Below are 16,473 nucleotides of genomic sequence, written 5' to 3'. Positions count from 1 at the left end.
AGGCAAAGGATTTTTAATCATTATCATTTAAAAACATTGAGTTCAGTATTAACAGGCACTTATAATCAATTATGACCTATCAGGAAAATCATTCATTCATAAAATATATATAAATTATCAATTTTATATCAGTCACAAGACTGCATTATGATGAATAACCATTTAATCATATACAGCTTAAATATAATTTAAGTTTCTCTAAATTACATTTAAGCAAAAATAACAAGCCAGATCAGTTGCATTCATGGTAATGTTATGACCGGAATTAATATCAGATTCGACTCTATATTGTTTCCTCATCCCAAGCATTTCCTAATTTATAAAGGATTATAGTAATGTTTAAAAAAACGCTCCTCTCTGTTGTTGCAACCGCACTATTATCTGGCGTTGCTTTTAACGCGCTTGCTGATGACCCTAATCAGGGTTCCGGTAAAATAACGTTCAAAGGTGAAGTTATCGATGCACCTTGTTCTATTGCTCCTGGTGATGAAGATCAGACAATTAACCTCGGTGAAGTTGCTAATACTGTATTAAAAAGCGGACAGAAATCTCTGCCTGTAGATGTCACCATTCATTTGCAGGATTGTATTTTATCTGACGGTACTAACACTGTTGATAAAGTCAAAATCACCTTTAGTTCTGCCAGTGTTGACGCTACCGACTCCAACCTGCTTAAAAACACACTGGAAGGTAACATCGGCGGTGCAACTGATGTCGGCGTACGTCTGGTGAAATCAGACAACACCAACGTGACTCTTGGTACCCCAATCACCATCGACTTCCCGACGACTAATTCCTACCAGGAGTTGAACTTTAAAGCCCGTATGGAATCTCTGGGACGCACCGCGACCCCAGGTAATGTGCAGGCACAGGCTAATTACGTACTCGACTACAAGTAATCGGCAGTTAATACCCACACAACACCAGGCGGTAAAGCCGATGAAATTTCATCGGCAACTTTGGGTCTTTTTAGAAATGGATTTTTATGAACAATAAAAACACGTTTACCCGGGACAGATTATCCCATGCAATTAAAAATGCCCTGTCTGGCGTTGTGTGTTCGCTACTCTTCGTTTTGCCAGTCCACGCAGTAGAATTCAACGTCGATATGATTGACGCAGAAGACCGCGAGAATATTGATATCTCTCGTTTTGAGAAAAAAGGCTACATAACCCCAGGTAAATATCTGGTCCGTGTGCAAATCAATAAAAATATATTACCGAAAGCATTAATACTGGAGTGGGTAAAAGCAGATAATGAAAGCGGTTCATTACTCTGCTTAACTAGAGAAAATTTAATTAATTTTGGCCTGCACACAGACTTTATTGAATCATTACAAAGCACTGCTGGAAGCGAGTGTCTCGATTTAAGTCAACGACAGGAATTATCTGCACGGCTAGATAAATCTACGATGATATTATCACTTAGCATTCCCCAGGCATGGTTGAAATACCAGGCAACAAACTGGACGCCGCCAGAATTTTGGGATGACGGTATCACCGGATTTATCCTCGACTATAACGTATACGCCAGCCAGTACGATCCACATCACGGAGACAGCACCCAGAATATCAGTTCCTACGGTACTTTAGGTTTCAACCTCGGTGCATGGCGTTTGCGTAGCGATTATCAATACAATCAGAATTTTGCTGATGGCCGCTCGGTAAACCACGATAGCGAATTTGCGCGAAATTATCTGTTTCGCCCGATTCCCTCATGGTCGTCAAAATTCACCATGGGACAGTACGACCTGAGTTCCAATCTTTACGATACCTTCCATTTTACTGGCGCATCACTGGAAAGTGATGAAAGTATGCTGCCGCCAGATCTACAGGGTTATGCGCCGCAAATCACCGGTATCGCGCAGACCAACGCCAAAGTGACTGTAGCACAAAATGGTCGTGTACTTTATCAGACCACTGTTGCGCCTGGGCCGTTTAACATTTCTGATTTGGGCCAGTCGTTCCAGGGTCAACTGGATGTCACTGTTGAAGAAGAAGATGGCCGTACCAATACTTTTCAGGTCGGTTCCGCTTCCATCCCCTATTTAACCCGTAAAGGGCAAGTACGCTACAAAACGTCGCTGGGAAAACCAACATCTGTCGGACATAACGATATTAATAACCCATTTTTCTGGACGGCAGAAGCCTCCTGGGGCTGGCTGAACAATGTGTCGCTCTATGGCGGCGGCATGTTCACTGCGGATGATTACCAGGCGATCACCACTGGCATCGGTTTTAACCTCAATCAATTTGGTTCGCTTTCTTTCGATGTCACCGGAGCTGATGCCTCTTTACAGCGACAAAATAGGGACAATTTGCGTGGTTACAGCTATCGGTTTAACTATGCGAAACATTTCGAGTCAACGGGGAGTCAGATTACTTTTGCAGGGTATCGCTTCTCAGATAAAGATTACGTATCGATGGGTGAGTATCTCTCCTCGAGAAATGGTGATGATTCCATTGATAACGAGAAAGAAAATTATGTTATTTCCCTGAACCAGTACTTTGAGACGTTGGAGATGAACTCTTATCTTAACGTTACACGTAATACCTACTGGGACAGCCCTAGCAATACCAACTACTCGATATCAGTAAGCAAAAACTTTGATATTGGCGATTTCAAAGGCATTTCCGCATCGCTGGCGGTGAGTCGTATTCGCTGGGATGATGACGAGGAAAATCAGTATTACTTCTCTTTCTCTCTGCCGTTACAGCAAAGTCGCAACATCTCCTACAGTATGCAGCGCACGGATGGCAATAACACCTCGCAAATGATTTCCTGGTATGACTCGTCGGATCGCAACAATGTCTGGAATATTTCTGCGTCAGCAACGGACGACAATATTCGCGATGGCGAACCAACGTTGCGCGGCAGCTACCAGCATTATTCACCATGGGGCCGTCTGAACATTAACGGCAGCGTGCAGCCGAATCAGTACAATTCTGTTACCGCAGGCTGGTACGGTTCACTTACCGCTACGCGTCATGGGGTCGCTCTTCACGATTATAGCTACGGCGATAACGCTCGCATGATGGTCGATACCGCCGGGATCTCCGGCGTTGAAATCAACTCTAACCGTACCGTTACCAACGGGCTGGGCATTGCCGTTGTACCTTCGTTATCGAACTACACCACCTCCATGTTACGGGTGAACAATAACGATCTACCAGAAGGTGTTGATGTCGAAAACTCGGTTATTCGCACCACGCTCACCCAGGGTGCCATCGGCTACGCAAAACTGAATGCCACCACCGGTTACCAAATCGTCGGCGTTATCCGTCAGGAAAATGGTCGCTTTCCACCACTGGGGGTGAATGTCACGGATAAAGCGACCGGTAAAGATGTGGGCCTGGTGGCGGAAGATGGCTTTGTTTATCTCAGCGGGATTCAGGAAAACAGCACCCTGCGTTTAACCTGGGGTGATAACTCCTGCGAAATTACCCCCCCTAACCAAAGTAACATCAGCGAAAGTGCCATTATTTTGCCTTGTAAAACAGTCAACTAATTCAGGATGAATAAAATGAAATCGCTATTAACCGCAACAGGAATGATTTGTTTACTGGGGATCTGCAACTTCGCCCAGGCGACAGTCTCCCCCGACAGGACGCGCATCATTTTTAATGCTTCGAATAAAAGTGCAACGGTTCGCCTGACCAACCAAAGTAAAATCGATCCTTATCTGGCTCAGTCGTGGATTGAGGATGCCAGCGGTAAAAAAACGCGCGATTACATTTCAACACTGCCGCCGATGGAGCGTATCGAGGCCAATGAGCAAGTGCAAATTCGCCTGATGGCGCTGTCCGCATTAAACAACTTGCCACAGGACAGAGAAACGCTGTTCTACTATAACGTGCGGGAAATTCCGCCGCGTGCCAAAGAACAGAATGTCATGCAAATCGCCATGCAAAGCCGTCTGAAACTATTCTGGCGACCGAAAGCGATTGAGTTAAAAGAGGGAGAGATGGTTCCTCTGCAAAAAGTGACGATTACCCGCACCGCCGCGGGGTTGGCTCTAAATAACCCGACACCTTATCACATTACCGTCGGTTATATCGGCACTAACGGCAAGACACTGATGCCCGGTGCGGACAGCATTATGGTGGCACCGTTTGCTTCTGCGGCTCAACACTTAAACAGCCTCCCCTCCACCTTCCAGCTTGGCTTTGTGGCGGACTACGGTGGACTGGAGATGTTTAAAGTGGAATGCAACTCCATCCAATCTCTCTGCCAAAGCGCACCTGCGAAGAAGGGGAAATTATGATTACGCTTTTTCGACTACTGGCGATTCTATGCCTGTTTTTTAACGTTTCAGCTTTTGCTGTTAATTGCTATCAGAATAGTAAAACCGATAATCCCATTAATACAATTAACGTAATATTGCCAACGTTTAAAATTCCAGAGAACGCGCAACCGGGGCAAAAAATTTGGGAAAGCGGAGATGTCAATATCACGGTTTATTGCGACAATGCGACAGGATGGACACGGAGTAATCCAACAGAAAATATTTATGCCTGGATCAAATTACCTGCAATTAACAGCGCCGAAATGCTTAACAATCCGTATCTAACCTTTGGTGTCACTTATAATGGTATAGACTATGAGGGGATAAACGAAGGAATTGATACTAATGCGTGCGTAGATAAATATGAGCAACTCTATAATGGAATTTATCATAGCCCGGTATGCAATGGCAGTACCCTTCAAAAAGGGGTGACATTTAATGCTCACTTTCGCGTCTATGTAAAATTTAAAAGCCGTCCTGCAGGGGATCAGACAGTTAACTTTGGGACAGTCAACGTGCTGCAATTTGACGGCGAAGGCGGGGCGAACATGGCTCGCAACGCGAAAAATTTACGTTATGCGATTACTGGCTTAAATAATATTTCATTTCTTGATTGTAGTGTCGATGTTCGTATTTTCCCGGAAAGCCAGATAGTAAACTTTGGGCAAATCGCAATGAATTCCATTTCAACATTCGCACCTAAAGCGGCATTCAGCGTTTCTACTATAAGAGATGTGGCAGCCAATTGTACTGAAAAATTTGACATTGCCACCAATTTCTTTACTTCGGATACATTATATGATAACACGCATCTGGAAATGGGTAACGGGTTGCTCATGCGAATTACCGATCAAAAAACGCAAGAAGATATTGAATTTAACCAATTCAAATTTTTTAGCGCTTATATTCCAGGACAAAGTGCAGCAATAGCAACTCGCAATTATCATGCCGAATTAAGCCAAAAACCAGGTGACTCTCTGGTCTATGGTCCGTTCCAGAAAGACCTGATCGTTAAAATCAACTACAACTAACCAGAAAAATGCCGGGAACACCCCGGCATTTTCATATTTAGTATTTCATGTCATTAGCTGGCTTTACGCTCATGCGCCTGGCGGTATGCCACCAAATCCTCAATGGTAACCAACGCCATATTGTGTTTATTGGCAAACTCAATGCACTCTGGCGCACGCGCCATCGTGCCATCGTCATTAGTCAGCTCACACAGAACACCAGCGGGTTTAAAGCCAGCCAGCGTCATCAGATCAATAGTCGCTTCAGTATGACCGCCACGCGTCAGCACACCACCTGCCTGCGCGCGAAGCGGGAAAACGTGGCCCGGGCGATTCAGATCTGACGGTTTTGCGCCATCGGCAATCGCAGCACGAACGGTCGTAATACGGTCAGCAGCAGAAACACCGGTAGTCACACCTTCAGCCGCTTCAATGGTCACGGTAAAACCTGTGCCATAGGCGCTGGTGTTATTTTCTACCATCATTGGCAGATCGAGTTGTTTACGGCGATCTTCAGTGATGCACAGGCAAACAATACCGCTACCGTGGCGAATGGTCAGTGCCATCTGCTCAATGGTCATGGTTTCTGCCGGGAAGATCATATCGCCTTCGTTTTCACGGTCTTCATCATCAAGCACCATTACACCGCGTCCTTCACGCAGCGCTGCCAGTGCATTTTCAACACGTTCGAAAGGCGTACCAAAAGAGGAAAGGAGCGTCTGATTCATGGTAAAAAAACCTCACTAAAATTATGGTTACCAGAATCAGGGCAGTCTTAGGAGTGGCAGCAAGCAGCCAAAAAATAACGTGAGCGGGTCCGTGCCCGACAGAATCGTTACTCTCTCCCATCCAGACTTTAACTGTCGGCCCCGGAATTACACCGGATCTGCTGACCTTTGAGTTTGCACCCAAAGCGCTCGCGGGCTTTCAACTATGTTGATTTACCGCCGGTGGGGAATTTCGCCCCGCCCTGAGAATAAGCAGGATCACTATAACGCTAATGATTAGCGGCGGCAACGCGCAGGTTCACATAATTCTGGTTTATGCCTTACTCTTATCGCACTACAATGTCATTCAACACCTATCAGTTCAGGGAAACTACAATGATTGACCCGAAAAAAATTGAGCAAATCGCTCGCCAGGTTCACGAATCGATGCCTAAAGGAATCAGGGAGTTCGGGGAAGATGTGGAGAAAAAAATCCGCCAAACCCTTCAAGCGCAGCTGACGCGTCTCGATCTGGTAAGTCGTGAAGAGTTCGACGTCCAGACACAGGTTCTTTTACGGACTCGCGAAAAACTGGCGCTACTGGAGCAGCGCATTAGCGAACTTGAAGCACGTTCCATCCCTGCGGAAGTACAACCAGCTCCGGCTATTCCGCCCATTGATCCACAGGAATAAGTTTCTATTGCCCGGTGACGAATGTTATCGGGCGATGAAAAAGATTAAGTGATGAAAACGATAAATGCCGGAGAGGAGTTTCCCCTCAATCCGGCAAAAATAGTTCGTTCGATAAATTTAGTGGTTACACTTCATTGCAATTACCATCACTCCTTTTAACCTTATCCATTTAGCTTTCCAGTGCCACTTCTTGTTCTTGCTCAACCTCATGGCAATAAAATGCAAAGCGTTCACAAAACCAGGTTCGTTGGTCTTCGTCCATATTTCCGGTAATGGCCGGCAGATCAACAGCTCTCCCTTCTTTGTGCATTCTGGCAAAACTTTGCGCCAAAAAATCAAAGTTATTTAGTGAATTTAGCTTATCTTCCATCAGCATATCCTCCGGTTAATGAATACCTGTTAGGTCATATGCTTTTTCTAACATCAGTATTCACCTTAAAGCATAGTCACTTTAAACATAACGTGCGCAAATATATTGCAGACATTCACAAATCACGTGAATACAAAAATCAAAAAATAGATTTTTCAGATTTAAAGAATAAATAGTCTCATGGTATTATTTACCAGTGTTAATGTAAGGGAATAAATTATTAACTTTAAAATATTTATAGCAAGGAAAAGGTGGCATGATTATATTTTCTGATTATAACGAGCCGTATCTGTTTGCCATTTCATTTGTATTACTTATCGGTATCCTGGAAATAGTTTCGCTTATCTTTGGCCATATGCTCTCCGGCGCTATCGATGCTCATTTTGATCACTTCGATTCCCTTGATTCTGGTACTCCTGGACAAGTATTACATTTTCTGAATATTGGAAGAATACCAGCGTTGGTGGTCATCTGTCTGTTAGCGGGGTTCTTTGGTTTGTTTGGTATTCTGTTCCAGCACGGTATGGTCACTCTCTGGCAAATCCCGCTCAGCAATCTGATACTCGGTCCAGTCAGTTTTATTGCCGCTATTTTCGCTGTTCATTTCAGTGGTAAGGTCATCGCCCCCTGGTTACCTCGCGATGAAACGACTGCCATTGCCGAAGATGAGTATATTGGCAAAATGGCCATTATTACTGGGCATCGGGCGATACAGGGAACACCCTGCGAAGGCAGACTTACAGATCAACATGGACAATTACATTATTTATTACTGGAACCCGAAGAAGGAAAGTCGTTTCAAAAAGGAGACAAGGTTTTGATTATCTGCCGAATTTCTGCCACTCGTTATTTGGCTGAAAGAAATCCATGGCCGGATGTTTTGTAATTTTTAACTCACCAAAAGGAATTATTAATAATGGATGACTTAGTTAATATATTGCCCTCATGGATGTTTACAGCAATTATTTCTGTATTCATTTTTTTGATTGTTGGAATTATTTTCGCGCGACTTTATCGCCGCGCTTCGGCAGAACAAGCATTTGTCCGTACTGGCTTAGGGGGGCAAAAAGTAGTGATGAGCGGTGGCGCAATCGTGATGCCAATCTTCCATGAAATAATCCCCATCAATATGAATACCCTGAAACTGGAAGTCAGCCGCTCGACGATAGACAGCCTCATCACCAAAGATCGTATGCGTGTTGATGTAGTCGTTGCTTTCTTTGTGCGGGTAAAACCGTCAGTAGAAGGGATTGCCACTGCGGCCCAGACGCTGGGGCAACGTACCCTGTCGCCTGAAGACTTACGTATGCTGGTTGAAGATAAATTTGTCGATGCCCTCCGTGCAACAGCTGCGCAAATGACCATGCATGAGTTACAGGATACCCGCGAGAACTTCGTGCAGGGAGTACAAAATACTGTCGCAGAAGACCTGTCGAAAAACGGTCTTGAGCTGGAGAGCGTTTCACTTACCAACTTTAACCAGACTTCGAAAGAGCATTTCAATCCGAACAATGCCTTTGACGCCGAAGGTTTAACCAAACTGACTCAGGAAACAGAGCGCCGTCGTCGCGAACGTAACGAAGTTGAACAGGATGTAGAAGTTGCTGTGCGTGAGAAAAATCGTGATGCGTTGTCTCGAAAGCTGGAGATTGAACAGCAAGAAGCGTTTATGACGCTTGAACAGGAGCAGCAGGTTAAAACCCGTACCGCTGAGCAGAATGCGAAAATTGCGGCTTTTGAAGCTGAACGTCGTCGTGAAGCAGAGCAGACGCGAATTCTGGCTGAACGACAGATTCAGGAAACGGAAATCGATCGCGAACAGGCCGTCCGCTCAAGAAAGGTTGAGGCCGAACGTGAAGTTCGCATTAAAGAGATCGAACAGCAACAGGTCACCGAAATCGCTAACCAGACGAAATCAATCGCCATTGCGGCAAAATCAGAACAACAATCACAGGCAGAAGCGCGTGCTAACCTTGCGCTCGCAGAAGCGGTAAGCGCCCAACAAAACGTAGAAACCACTCGCCAGACAGCCGAAGCCGATCGTGCCAAGCAGGTGGCGCTGATTGCCGCAGCACAGGATGCAGAAACCAAAGCAGTTGAACTAACCGTGCGAGCGAAAGCAGAGAAAGAAGCCGCAGAGATGCAGGCGGCGGCGATCGTTGAGTTAGCCGAAGCTACGCGTAAAAAAGGCCTGGCGGAAGCAGAAGCGCAACGTGCGCTGAACGATGCTATCAACGTACTTTCTAACGAGCAAACCAGCCTTAAATTCAAACTGGCATTGTTGCAGGCGCTCCCTGCGGTAATTGAGAAATCCGTGGAACCAATGAAGTCTATCAACGGTATTAAGATTATTCAGGTCGATGGATTAAACCGAGGTGGCGCTGCGGGGGATGCGGCATCAGGCAGCGTTAGTGGCGGAAATCTGGCTGAACAGGCATTATCAGCTGCGCTTTCTTACCGCACACAGGCACCGCTGATAGACTCCTTACTCAATGAAATCGGTGTTTCAGGCGGCTCGCTGGCGGCATTGACTTCACCCTTAACTTCAACAACTCCCGTCGCAGAAAACATAGAATAAATTTTCAACTATGAACATCCCTGGCCCAAAAAGCCGGGGATTTTTTATATCTGCGTTCCGCTAAAAAGTGCAAATGCTCAGGTTGTTGCAACGTTTTGCGTGACCGCTCCGGGAAGGCAAAACTGCATCAGAGAAAGCATTGCGCGGGGTCCGGCGCTCATCAACAATCGGGGAGTCAGCAAGGGGCTGAAACGGGAAAGCCCCTCCCGAGGAAGGGGCCTTGTATAAGGAAAGGGTTATGATGAAGCTCGTCATCATACTGATTGTGTTGTTACTCGTAAGTTTCGCAGCTTATTAACAGCCAATCAGAGGGGGGAGAAATCCTCCCTTACCCTTGTTCCTTTACTTTAGGTTGAAAAAAAATCAGCGTCAAGAAGGTTTCATTAACACATATCCCTGGCCCAAAAAGCCGGGGATTTTTTATATCTGCGTTCCGCTAAAAAGTGCAAATGCTCAGGTTGTTGCAACGTTTTGCGTGACCGCTCCGGGAAGGGAAAACTGCCACAGAGAAAGCGTTGCGCGGGGTCTGGCGCTCATCAACAATCGGGGAGTCAGCAAGGGGCTGAAACGGGAAAGCCCCTCCCGAGGAAGGGGCCTTGTATAAGGAAAGGGTTATGATGAAGCTCGTCATCATACTGATTGTGCTGTTACTGATAAGTTTCCACGCTTATTAACGGCCATTCAGAGGGGGGAGAAATCCTCCCTTACCCTTGTTCCTTTACTTTAGGTTGAAAAAAAATCAGCGTCAAGAAGGTTTCATTAACACATATCCCTGGCCCAAAAAGCCGGGGATTTTTTATATCTGCGTTCCGCTAAAAAGTGCAAATGCTCAGGACGTTGCAGCGTTTTGCGTGACCGCTCGGGGAAGGGAAAACTGCCTCTGGGAAAGCATTGCGCGGGGTCTGGCGCTCATCAACAATCGGGGAGTCAGCAAGGGGCTGAAACGGGAAAGCCCCTCCCGAGGAAGGGGCCTTATAGAAGGAAAGGGTTATGATGAAGTTCGTCATCATACTGATTGTGTTGTTACTATTAAGTTTCCCGACTTACTAACAACTCATCAGAGGGGGGAGAAATCCTCCCTTACCCTTGTTCCTTTACTCTAGGTTGAAAAAACAACAGCGTCAATAGGCCCGCCAGGTACGAAGCGAGAACTGTGAACCGCTTTCCGGTTAGCCTTTTTTATCCTGTTGGATCTTCTTGATAATGTTAGTGGTCGAACAACCATCTTCGAAGTTGAGCACCAGCACTTCGCCACCATTGGCCCAGACTTCTTTACTTCCGGCAATCTCTTCTGGTTTATAGTCGCCGCCTTTCACCAGCAGATCTGGCAAGATCCCCGCGATCAGGCGCTGCGGCGTGTCTTCTTCAAACGACACCACCCAGTCGACCGCTTCCAGTGCGCCCAGCACAATCATACGCTGTTCGAGCGGGTTAACGGGGCGGGAATCCCCTTTCAGCCGTTTGGTGGAGGCGTCGCTGTTGACGGCGACAATCAAACGGTCACCCAGTTTACGGGCGTTTGCCAGATAGGAGACATGCCCGGCGTGCAGAATGTCGAAGACGCCGTTGGTCATCACCACTTTTTCACCGCGTTTACGCGCCGCCGCTACCGCCAGCTTCAGCTCCTCTTCGGTCATCACACCAAAGCCGGTATCTGCACGTCCACGTACTGCGTTTTCCAGCTCGATCGGTGAAACCGTGGATGTTCCCAGTTTGCCAACCACCACGCCAGCCGCCGCGTTGGCAAAGAAGCAGGCTTCTTCCAGCGAATTACCCGCCGCCAGCGTTGCTGCCAGCACACCAATCACCGTATCGCCCGCACCGGTGACGTCATACACTTCTTGCGCCTGGGTTGGCATATGCAGCGGCTCTTTACCCGGTTGCAGCAGCGACATCCCCTGCTCGGAACGGGTTACCAGCAGCGCAGAGAGTTCGTAGTCGGCAATCAGTTTCATGCCGCGTTCAACAATCTCTTCTTCTGTTTTACATTTACCAACAACAGCTTCAAATTCCGAGAGATTCGGCGTTAACAGCGTAGCGCCGCGGTAGCGCTCAAAATCGGTCCCTTTTGGATCAATCAGCACCGGAACGCCCGCTTTACGCGCCAGTTGGATCATCTGCTGTACGCTTGCCAGCGCACCTTTCGCGTAGTCCGAAAGTACCAGCGCACCAATCGAACTCAGCGCCTGATTAATCCGCTCATGGAGCGGTTGCGGATCAATGCCTTCGAAACCTTCTTCGAAATCCAGGCGGATCAGCTGTTGGTTGCGGGAAAGCACCCGCAGTTTGGTGATGGTCGGATGCGTCGGTACAGAAACGAAGTCGCATTTGACGTTGACGTCGGCCAGAGACTTACTCAGCGCGCGCGCCGCATCGTCAATGCCCGTCAACCCGACCAGGCGTGCGTTTGCACCGAGAGAAGCGATGTTCATCGCCACGTTGGCCGCGCCGCCCGGACGTTCTTCGATGGTATTCACTTTAACCACGGGTACTGGCGCTTCCGGTGAGATACGGCTGGTGGGACCGTACCAGTAACGATCCAGCATCACATCACCAACCACCATCACTCCTGCACGTTCAAACTCTGGCAGCGTTACTTTCATTCCTGTCTCCTGAGAGATTCAAAATTTGCGCGCGATAATACCATACTTCATTCTTCCACCAGCCACTTCTGCCAGCTTGCCCTCACCAGTTCACGCTCTGCGGTGAAGCAATCCTCCGACACATGGCCCGGCAATTCCTGTAATGCCAGATGATGAAGTTCATCGCGCAGCGTAGTGTAAGCACGGGTCAGCACCATCGCTTCCTGCTCTTCCATAATGTCGTTTTGCGCCAGCAGCTCCAGAATACGCACATTGTCTGACCAGCGCGTTAACTTCGGTTTTTCATGGGCGTAGCGCAACACCAGATATTGGGTAATAAATTCGATATCGGTAATCCCGCCTTCATCTGCTTTGATATCGAAGCGATCACGATGTTTATTGCCGAGATGGGCGCGCATTTTCTCACGCATTTCCCGCACTTCTGTCTGTAAGGTTTTGCCTTCACGCGGCAGCGTCATAATCTCCCGGCGTACCGCGTCAAATTGCGCGGTCAATTGTGGATCACCATATACCACGCGAGCACGCACCAGCGCCTGATGCTCCCACGTCCAGGCCTCGTTTTTCTGATAATCGGCAAACGCTTCTGCAGAGGTAACCAGCATTCCCGCCGCCCCGGACGGACGCAGCCGTGCATCCACTTCGTACAAAATACCGGAAGAAGTTCGCGTGCTGAACAGGTGCATAATGCGTTGCGCCAGACGCAGATAAAACTGCCGCCCGTCGATTTCCCGCTCGCCGTCAGTCATTGCATCCATCGGGCAATCATGGAGGAAGATCAGGTCAAGATCGGAACTGTAGCCTAACTCCCAGCCGCCCAGCTTGCCGTAACCGACCACCGCAAAACCACGCCCTTCGCGTTCGTTCAGGTGATTTGGCTTACCGTAGCGGGCAACCATTTGAACCCACGCCTGCTGAACGACGGCATCTATCATAGCTTCCGCCAGCCAGGTTAAGTGATCGCTCACTTTCATTACCGGTAGCGTACCGGCGATATCCGCTGCCGCAATACGTAACAGTTGCGCCTGTTTGAACTGACGCAGCGCCTCAAGCTGTTGTTCTTCGTCATCTTCCGGCACGCGCAGCAAATACTGGCGCAGTTCATCACGGTAGGCATCGGTCGCCGTCGGCTGGTAGAGAGTGTTTGGATCGAGCAGTTCATCCAGCAATAACGGATAGCGCGCCAGCTGGCTGGCAATCATCGGCGATGCGGCACACAGAGAAATCAAATGCTTAAGCGCCGCAGGAAATTCACTGAGCAATTCTAAATAGGTGGTGCGGGTAACAATCCCCACCAGCAAGGCCGTAATGCGCGACAGCGTGACAGCAGCGTCTTCACGTGTACAGACATCTCTTAGCAGATGTGGCATCAGATGGTCGAGCACCTGACGTCCGCGTGGCCCGATTGTGCGCTTATCCAGCTCTTTGCGGAAATCGGCAATCAGCGTTAGCACCTGTTTGCGATCATCTTCGCTAAGATGCGCCAGCACTGGCGTGGTGTCATCTTCCTGCAACGCATCCTGCCACAACTCACGCCACTGTTCCGATAGCGACTCTTCCTGTGTTTCGCTTTCGTCATCGCCAATCAATTCGTTAAACACCCGGCGCACATTGGTCATATGTCCGGTCAGCGCCCCGGTTAGTTGCGGCCAGTCCGCGAAATCCATTGCCCATGCCAGCCGCGCACGGTTAAGCTCATCCGAAGGAAGCGTCTGGGTTTGTTCGTCGTTAATGCTTTGCAGCAGGTTTTCCAGACGCCGCAGGAAGAGATACGCCACTCGCAATTGTTCGGCATCGTTTTCAGAAAGCAGATGCAGCGCGGCAATGGTGCTGAGAGTGGGTAGTAAAGAGCGGGATTGCAGCGACGGCTCGCGCCCACCGCGAATGAGCTGGAACACCTGAACGATAAATTCAATTTCGCGAATGCCACCCGCGCCAAGTTTGATGTTATCGGTCAAACCACGACGACGTACTTCACGGGCAATCATTCCTTTCATGTTGCGCAGCGACTGGATCACGCTGAAATCGATGTAACGGCGGAAAACAAACGGGCGCAGCATCGCACGCAACTCGTTAGCATAGACGCCGTCGCTATCGCCCATAATCCGCGCCTTGACCATCGCGTATCGCTCCCAGTCGCGCCCCTGCTCCTGGTAATAGTCTTCCAGCGCCGCAAAGCTCAGCACCAGCGGACCACTTTCGCCAAACGGACGCAGTCGCATATCCACGCGATAGACGAAGCCATCTTGCGTTGGTTGATCCAGCACTTTAATCAGCCGCTGACCCATGCGGGTAAAAAACTGCGCATTATCCAGTTCCCTGCGTCCGCCCTGCGTGCAACCATGTTCCGGCCAGGCAAAAATCAGATCGATATCTGAGGAAAAATTCAGCTCCCCGCCGCCCAGCTTACCCATGCCTAAAATCAGCAGCGGTTGCGCTTCGCCCTGTGCATTGCACGGCGTACCCCACTCGCGGCAGCAGGCCTCATACAGCCAGTCACGCGCGGCGACAATCAATGTCTCCGCCAGATGGCTGAGCTGCTGCAATATGCTCTCTTCAGTAACCAGCGCCAGAGTTTGCGCCCAGGCGATACGCACCATAATGCGCCGCCGGAACAGACGCAGCTCGCGCATTAACCCAGCTTCGTCGCTTACATCACTGAGCGCCTTCTGCAACCATGCAGCGTAATGCTGCCATTCGTCGGCCTGCGGCGGCTGGCTTTCCAGTTCCGTCAGCCACTCTGGATGCGCAATTACGCTGTCCTGCACAAAATCACTGAAAGTAAGTACTGACTTCGCCTGTGCGCTAAGTGATTCCTCGGCTAAAGGCGCTGGCAGCCGCTCAACAACGGTCTGCCAGTACTGCTGTAACGGTGAAGAGAGCGGCTTCATAAGCGATTTTATCCTTGCCTGATTAACGTTTTCCGCTGTGCAACCAGAACGGTTCCTGATTGTTTGCCTCATTACGGAAATGTTCAATTTCAATGCGTTGCCCGGTCGCAATGGCATGACGCAGTCCCTGCCAGTTCTCCAGCCAGGCTTGCGCGACGACAGGATCGTAGTAACCCGCCAGCAACAATATTGAGTCAATGTCACGCGTCAGGCGCGGCAATTGGTCACGGTAGCGATCGCCTAATGGCTGGCAGAAAACGCTTTTCAGTTCAGCGGCATGGCGGGAAAGATGGATATCGGCAAAGCGTTTGAAAGAATCGCTGATTTTGCCCTGCGCTTTGGCATCTAAAAACGGCTGCCAGGATTTGCTTACCAGCCATTCGGTCAACGCCAGCTTCGCCATCGCCGTTTCGGTAGAGTAGACCGCCGTTACGGCAGACACCGCTGAAGCGATGGTCGCTTCGCATTGAGTCAGCAAATCACGTAAGTGAGTGCTCGCTTTACGCGGCACAATACCGCCGAACAGCATCAGCGTATGACGGACCAGACCGATGGCTGCCAGCACCTGCTCTTTCGCCGTATCGTTGCCACGTACCCACAGTTCTTCATGATACTGCCATTGCGCTAACGCCAGCTCGAGCGCCGCTTCCAGCCCCTGTTCCACATCAGCTTTTGCCGCAACATGCAAAATGGTGGTGGGTTTGATTTCACGCGCGGGATTGCCTTGCGCCAGATGATAGCCGCGCGCGGCTTTGCTCAGGCTGCCCTGACGTAATCCAGTTTGCGATACCAGTTGGTTCGCCAGTTTCAGTACCGCGCGCGTATCGCCGCTAAGCAGCTCCAGTTCCAGCTCACAGATAGGGTCAGCAAATTCACCCGCTTTCACCTCGCCCTGATCGAGAGCGATTTCAATGCTGCTGCCATCGACCTCCACCAACCATTTTTCGCGATAAAAATCGGTGCTGAACAGTGGCTGCACGCGGGACGCGAGATCGGCTGGTAACTCGCCGTTCGGCCAGACTTCCGTCGGTAACTGCGCCAGCTCGAGCGTCGGCTCGCTCAACGCCACATTATATTCCGGGCGCTGGTGTAAACCGCCAGTCACTCTTCCTGCGACTTTCATGGTCATCTCATAGCGGCCATTTTCGCCACGAATACGTAAGCCCATATCGTGTCCACGCAACCAGTTATCCGGCGTTTCGTAGTAAATATTCAGCAACTGCACGGGGTCATGGTGCTCGCCGCCCAGCGTATTGAGATGGTCACGCAGCGCCTCAACGGCACTGTGATTAACAATAAACTTTAATTCGATTTCCTGAGCCATCCTTCCTCCACTGGG

15 protein-coding genes and 1 riboswitch are annotated in these 16,473 nt (G+C 49.1%); of the genes, 10 read left to right on the top strand and 5 right to left on the bottom strand.

Going from position 1 to position 16,473, the window contains the following annotated elements:
* Positions 1-335 precede the first annotated feature (335 nt).
* The 4 genes from K0335_RS05715 (at position 336) to K0335_RS05700 (ending at position 5,316) form a co-directional block, all read left to right on the top strand.
* Positions 336-899 (top strand): fimbrial-like protein, encoded by a 564-nt coding sequence (locus tag K0335_RS05715; RefSeq protein WP_000475130.1) that lies wholly within the window; start codon positions 336-338, stop codon positions 897-899.
* A gap of 86 nt (positions 900-985) precedes the next feature.
* On the top strand, positions 986-3,508 hold the full coding sequence (locus tag K0335_RS05710; RefSeq protein ID WP_104920272.1) for a fimbria/pilus outer membrane usher protein: 2,523 nt from the start codon (positions 986-988) through the stop codon (positions 3,506-3,508).
* A gap of 15 nt (positions 3,509-3,523) precedes the next feature.
* A complete protein-coding gene (locus K0335_RS05705; protein WP_104920271.1) occupies positions 3,524-4,264 on the top strand; it encodes a molecular chaperone in 741 nt (246 codons plus the stop codon).
* Positions 4,261-5,316, top strand: coding sequence for a pilus assembly protein (locus tag K0335_RS05700; RefSeq protein ID WP_160193716.1), 1,056 nt, complete (start codon positions 4,261-4,263; stop codon positions 5,314-5,316). The genes K0335_RS05705 and K0335_RS05700 overlap by 4 nt, the downstream gene beginning before the upstream one ends.
* Before the next feature lie 53 nt (positions 5,317-5,369).
* On the opposite strand, the gene ribB is transcribed toward K0335_RS05700, so the two are convergent.
* Positions 5,370-6,023 carry a 3,4-dihydroxy-2-butanone-4-phosphate synthase gene (gene ribB, locus K0335_RS05695; protein ID WP_001076985.1) on the bottom strand — a complete coding sequence of 218 codons (654 nt, stop codon included), beginning with the start codon at positions 6,021-6,023 and terminating at the stop codon, positions 5,370-5,372.
* A 105-nt stretch (positions 6,024-6,128) separates the two neighbouring features.
* A riboswitch (FMN riboswitch) is annotated at positions 6,129-6,277 on the bottom strand.
* Between the two features lie 121 nt (positions 6,278-6,398).
* On the opposite strand from ribB, the gene ubiK reads away from it, so the two are divergent.
* Positions 6,399-6,695: a ubiquinone biosynthesis accessory factor UbiK gene (gene ubiK / locus K0335_RS05690; RefSeq protein ID WP_002432556.1), complete on the top strand. Its 297-nt coding sequence runs from the start codon at positions 6,399-6,401 to the stop codon at positions 6,693-6,695.
* 169 nt (positions 6,696-6,864) lie between these two features.
* On the opposite strand, the gene glgS is transcribed toward ubiK, so the two are convergent.
* Complete coding sequence (glgS, locus tag K0335_RS05685; RefSeq protein WP_002431355.1) at positions 6,865-7,065, bottom strand: cell surface composition regulator GlgS; 201 nt, start codon at positions 7,063-7,065, stop codon at positions 6,865-6,867.
* A 256-nt stretch (positions 7,066-7,321) separates the two neighbouring features.
* Between glgS and K0335_RS05680 the strand changes: the two genes are divergently transcribed.
* From K0335_RS05680 to K0335_RS05660, 5 genes are all read left to right on the top strand, one after another.
* Positions 7,322-7,951, top strand: coding sequence for an OB-fold-containig protein (locus K0335_RS05680; protein ID WP_000583249.1), 630 nt, complete (start codon positions 7,322-7,324; stop codon positions 7,949-7,951).
* Positions 7,952-7,981: 30 nt separating this feature from the next.
* A complete protein-coding gene (locus K0335_RS05675) occupies positions 7,982-9,643 on the top strand; it encodes a flotillin family protein (RefSeq protein WP_219393763.1) in 1,662 nt (553 codons plus the stop codon).
* A gap of 238 nt (positions 9,644-9,881) precedes the next feature.
* A complete protein-coding gene (locus K0335_RS05670) occupies positions 9,882-9,941 on the top strand; it encodes a type I toxin-antitoxin system Ibs family toxin (protein ID WP_001387081.1) in 60 nt (19 codons plus the stop codon).
* 316 nt (positions 9,942-10,257) lie between these two features.
* Positions 10,258-10,317, top strand: coding sequence for a type I toxin-antitoxin system Ibs family toxin (locus K0335_RS05665; RefSeq protein WP_104917541.1), 60 nt, complete (start codon positions 10,258-10,260; stop codon positions 10,315-10,317).
* A 316-nt stretch (positions 10,318-10,633) separates the two neighbouring features.
* Positions 10,634-10,693: a type I toxin-antitoxin system Ibs family toxin gene (locus tag K0335_RS05660; RefSeq protein ID WP_071821827.1), complete on the top strand. Its 60-nt coding sequence runs from the start codon at positions 10,634-10,636 to the stop codon at positions 10,691-10,693.
* A 119-nt stretch (positions 10,694-10,812) separates the two neighbouring features.
* On the opposite strand, the gene hldE is transcribed toward K0335_RS05660, so the two are convergent.
* The 3 genes from hldE to ygiF are packed head-to-tail and all read right to left on the bottom strand — an operon-like array spanning position 10,813 to position 16,458.
* Positions 10,813-12,246 (bottom strand): bifunctional D-glycero-beta-D-manno-heptose-7-phosphate kinase/D-glycero-beta-D-manno-heptose 1-phosphate adenylyltransferase HldE, encoded by a 1,434-nt coding sequence (hldE, locus tag K0335_RS05655; protein WP_219393762.1) that lies wholly within the window; start codon positions 12,244-12,246, stop codon positions 10,813-10,815.
* A 47-nt stretch (positions 12,247-12,293) separates the two neighbouring features.
* Positions 12,294-15,134 carry a bifunctional [glutamate--ammonia ligase]-adenylyl-L-tyrosine phosphorylase/[glutamate--ammonia-ligase] adenylyltransferase gene (gene glnE / locus K0335_RS05650; RefSeq protein WP_104920264.1) on the bottom strand — a complete coding sequence of 947 codons (2,841 nt, stop codon included), beginning with the start codon at positions 15,132-15,134 and terminating at the stop codon, positions 12,294-12,296.
* 22 nt (positions 15,135-15,156) lie between these two features.
* On the bottom strand, positions 15,157-16,458 hold the full coding sequence (gene ygiF, locus K0335_RS05645) for an inorganic triphosphatase (RefSeq protein WP_000046312.1): 1,302 nt from the start codon (positions 16,456-16,458) through the stop codon (positions 15,157-15,159).
* Positions 16,459-16,473 lie beyond the last annotated feature (15 nt).

The organism is Escherichia sp. GZ89 (genome assembly GCF_019366485.1).
GTDB lineage: Bacteria > Pseudomonadota > Gammaproteobacteria > Enterobacterales > Enterobacteriaceae > Escherichia > Escherichia fergusonii.
Note: the sequence above shows the minus strand (reverse complement) of the source record. Positions and strands in the feature narration are given on the sequence as shown.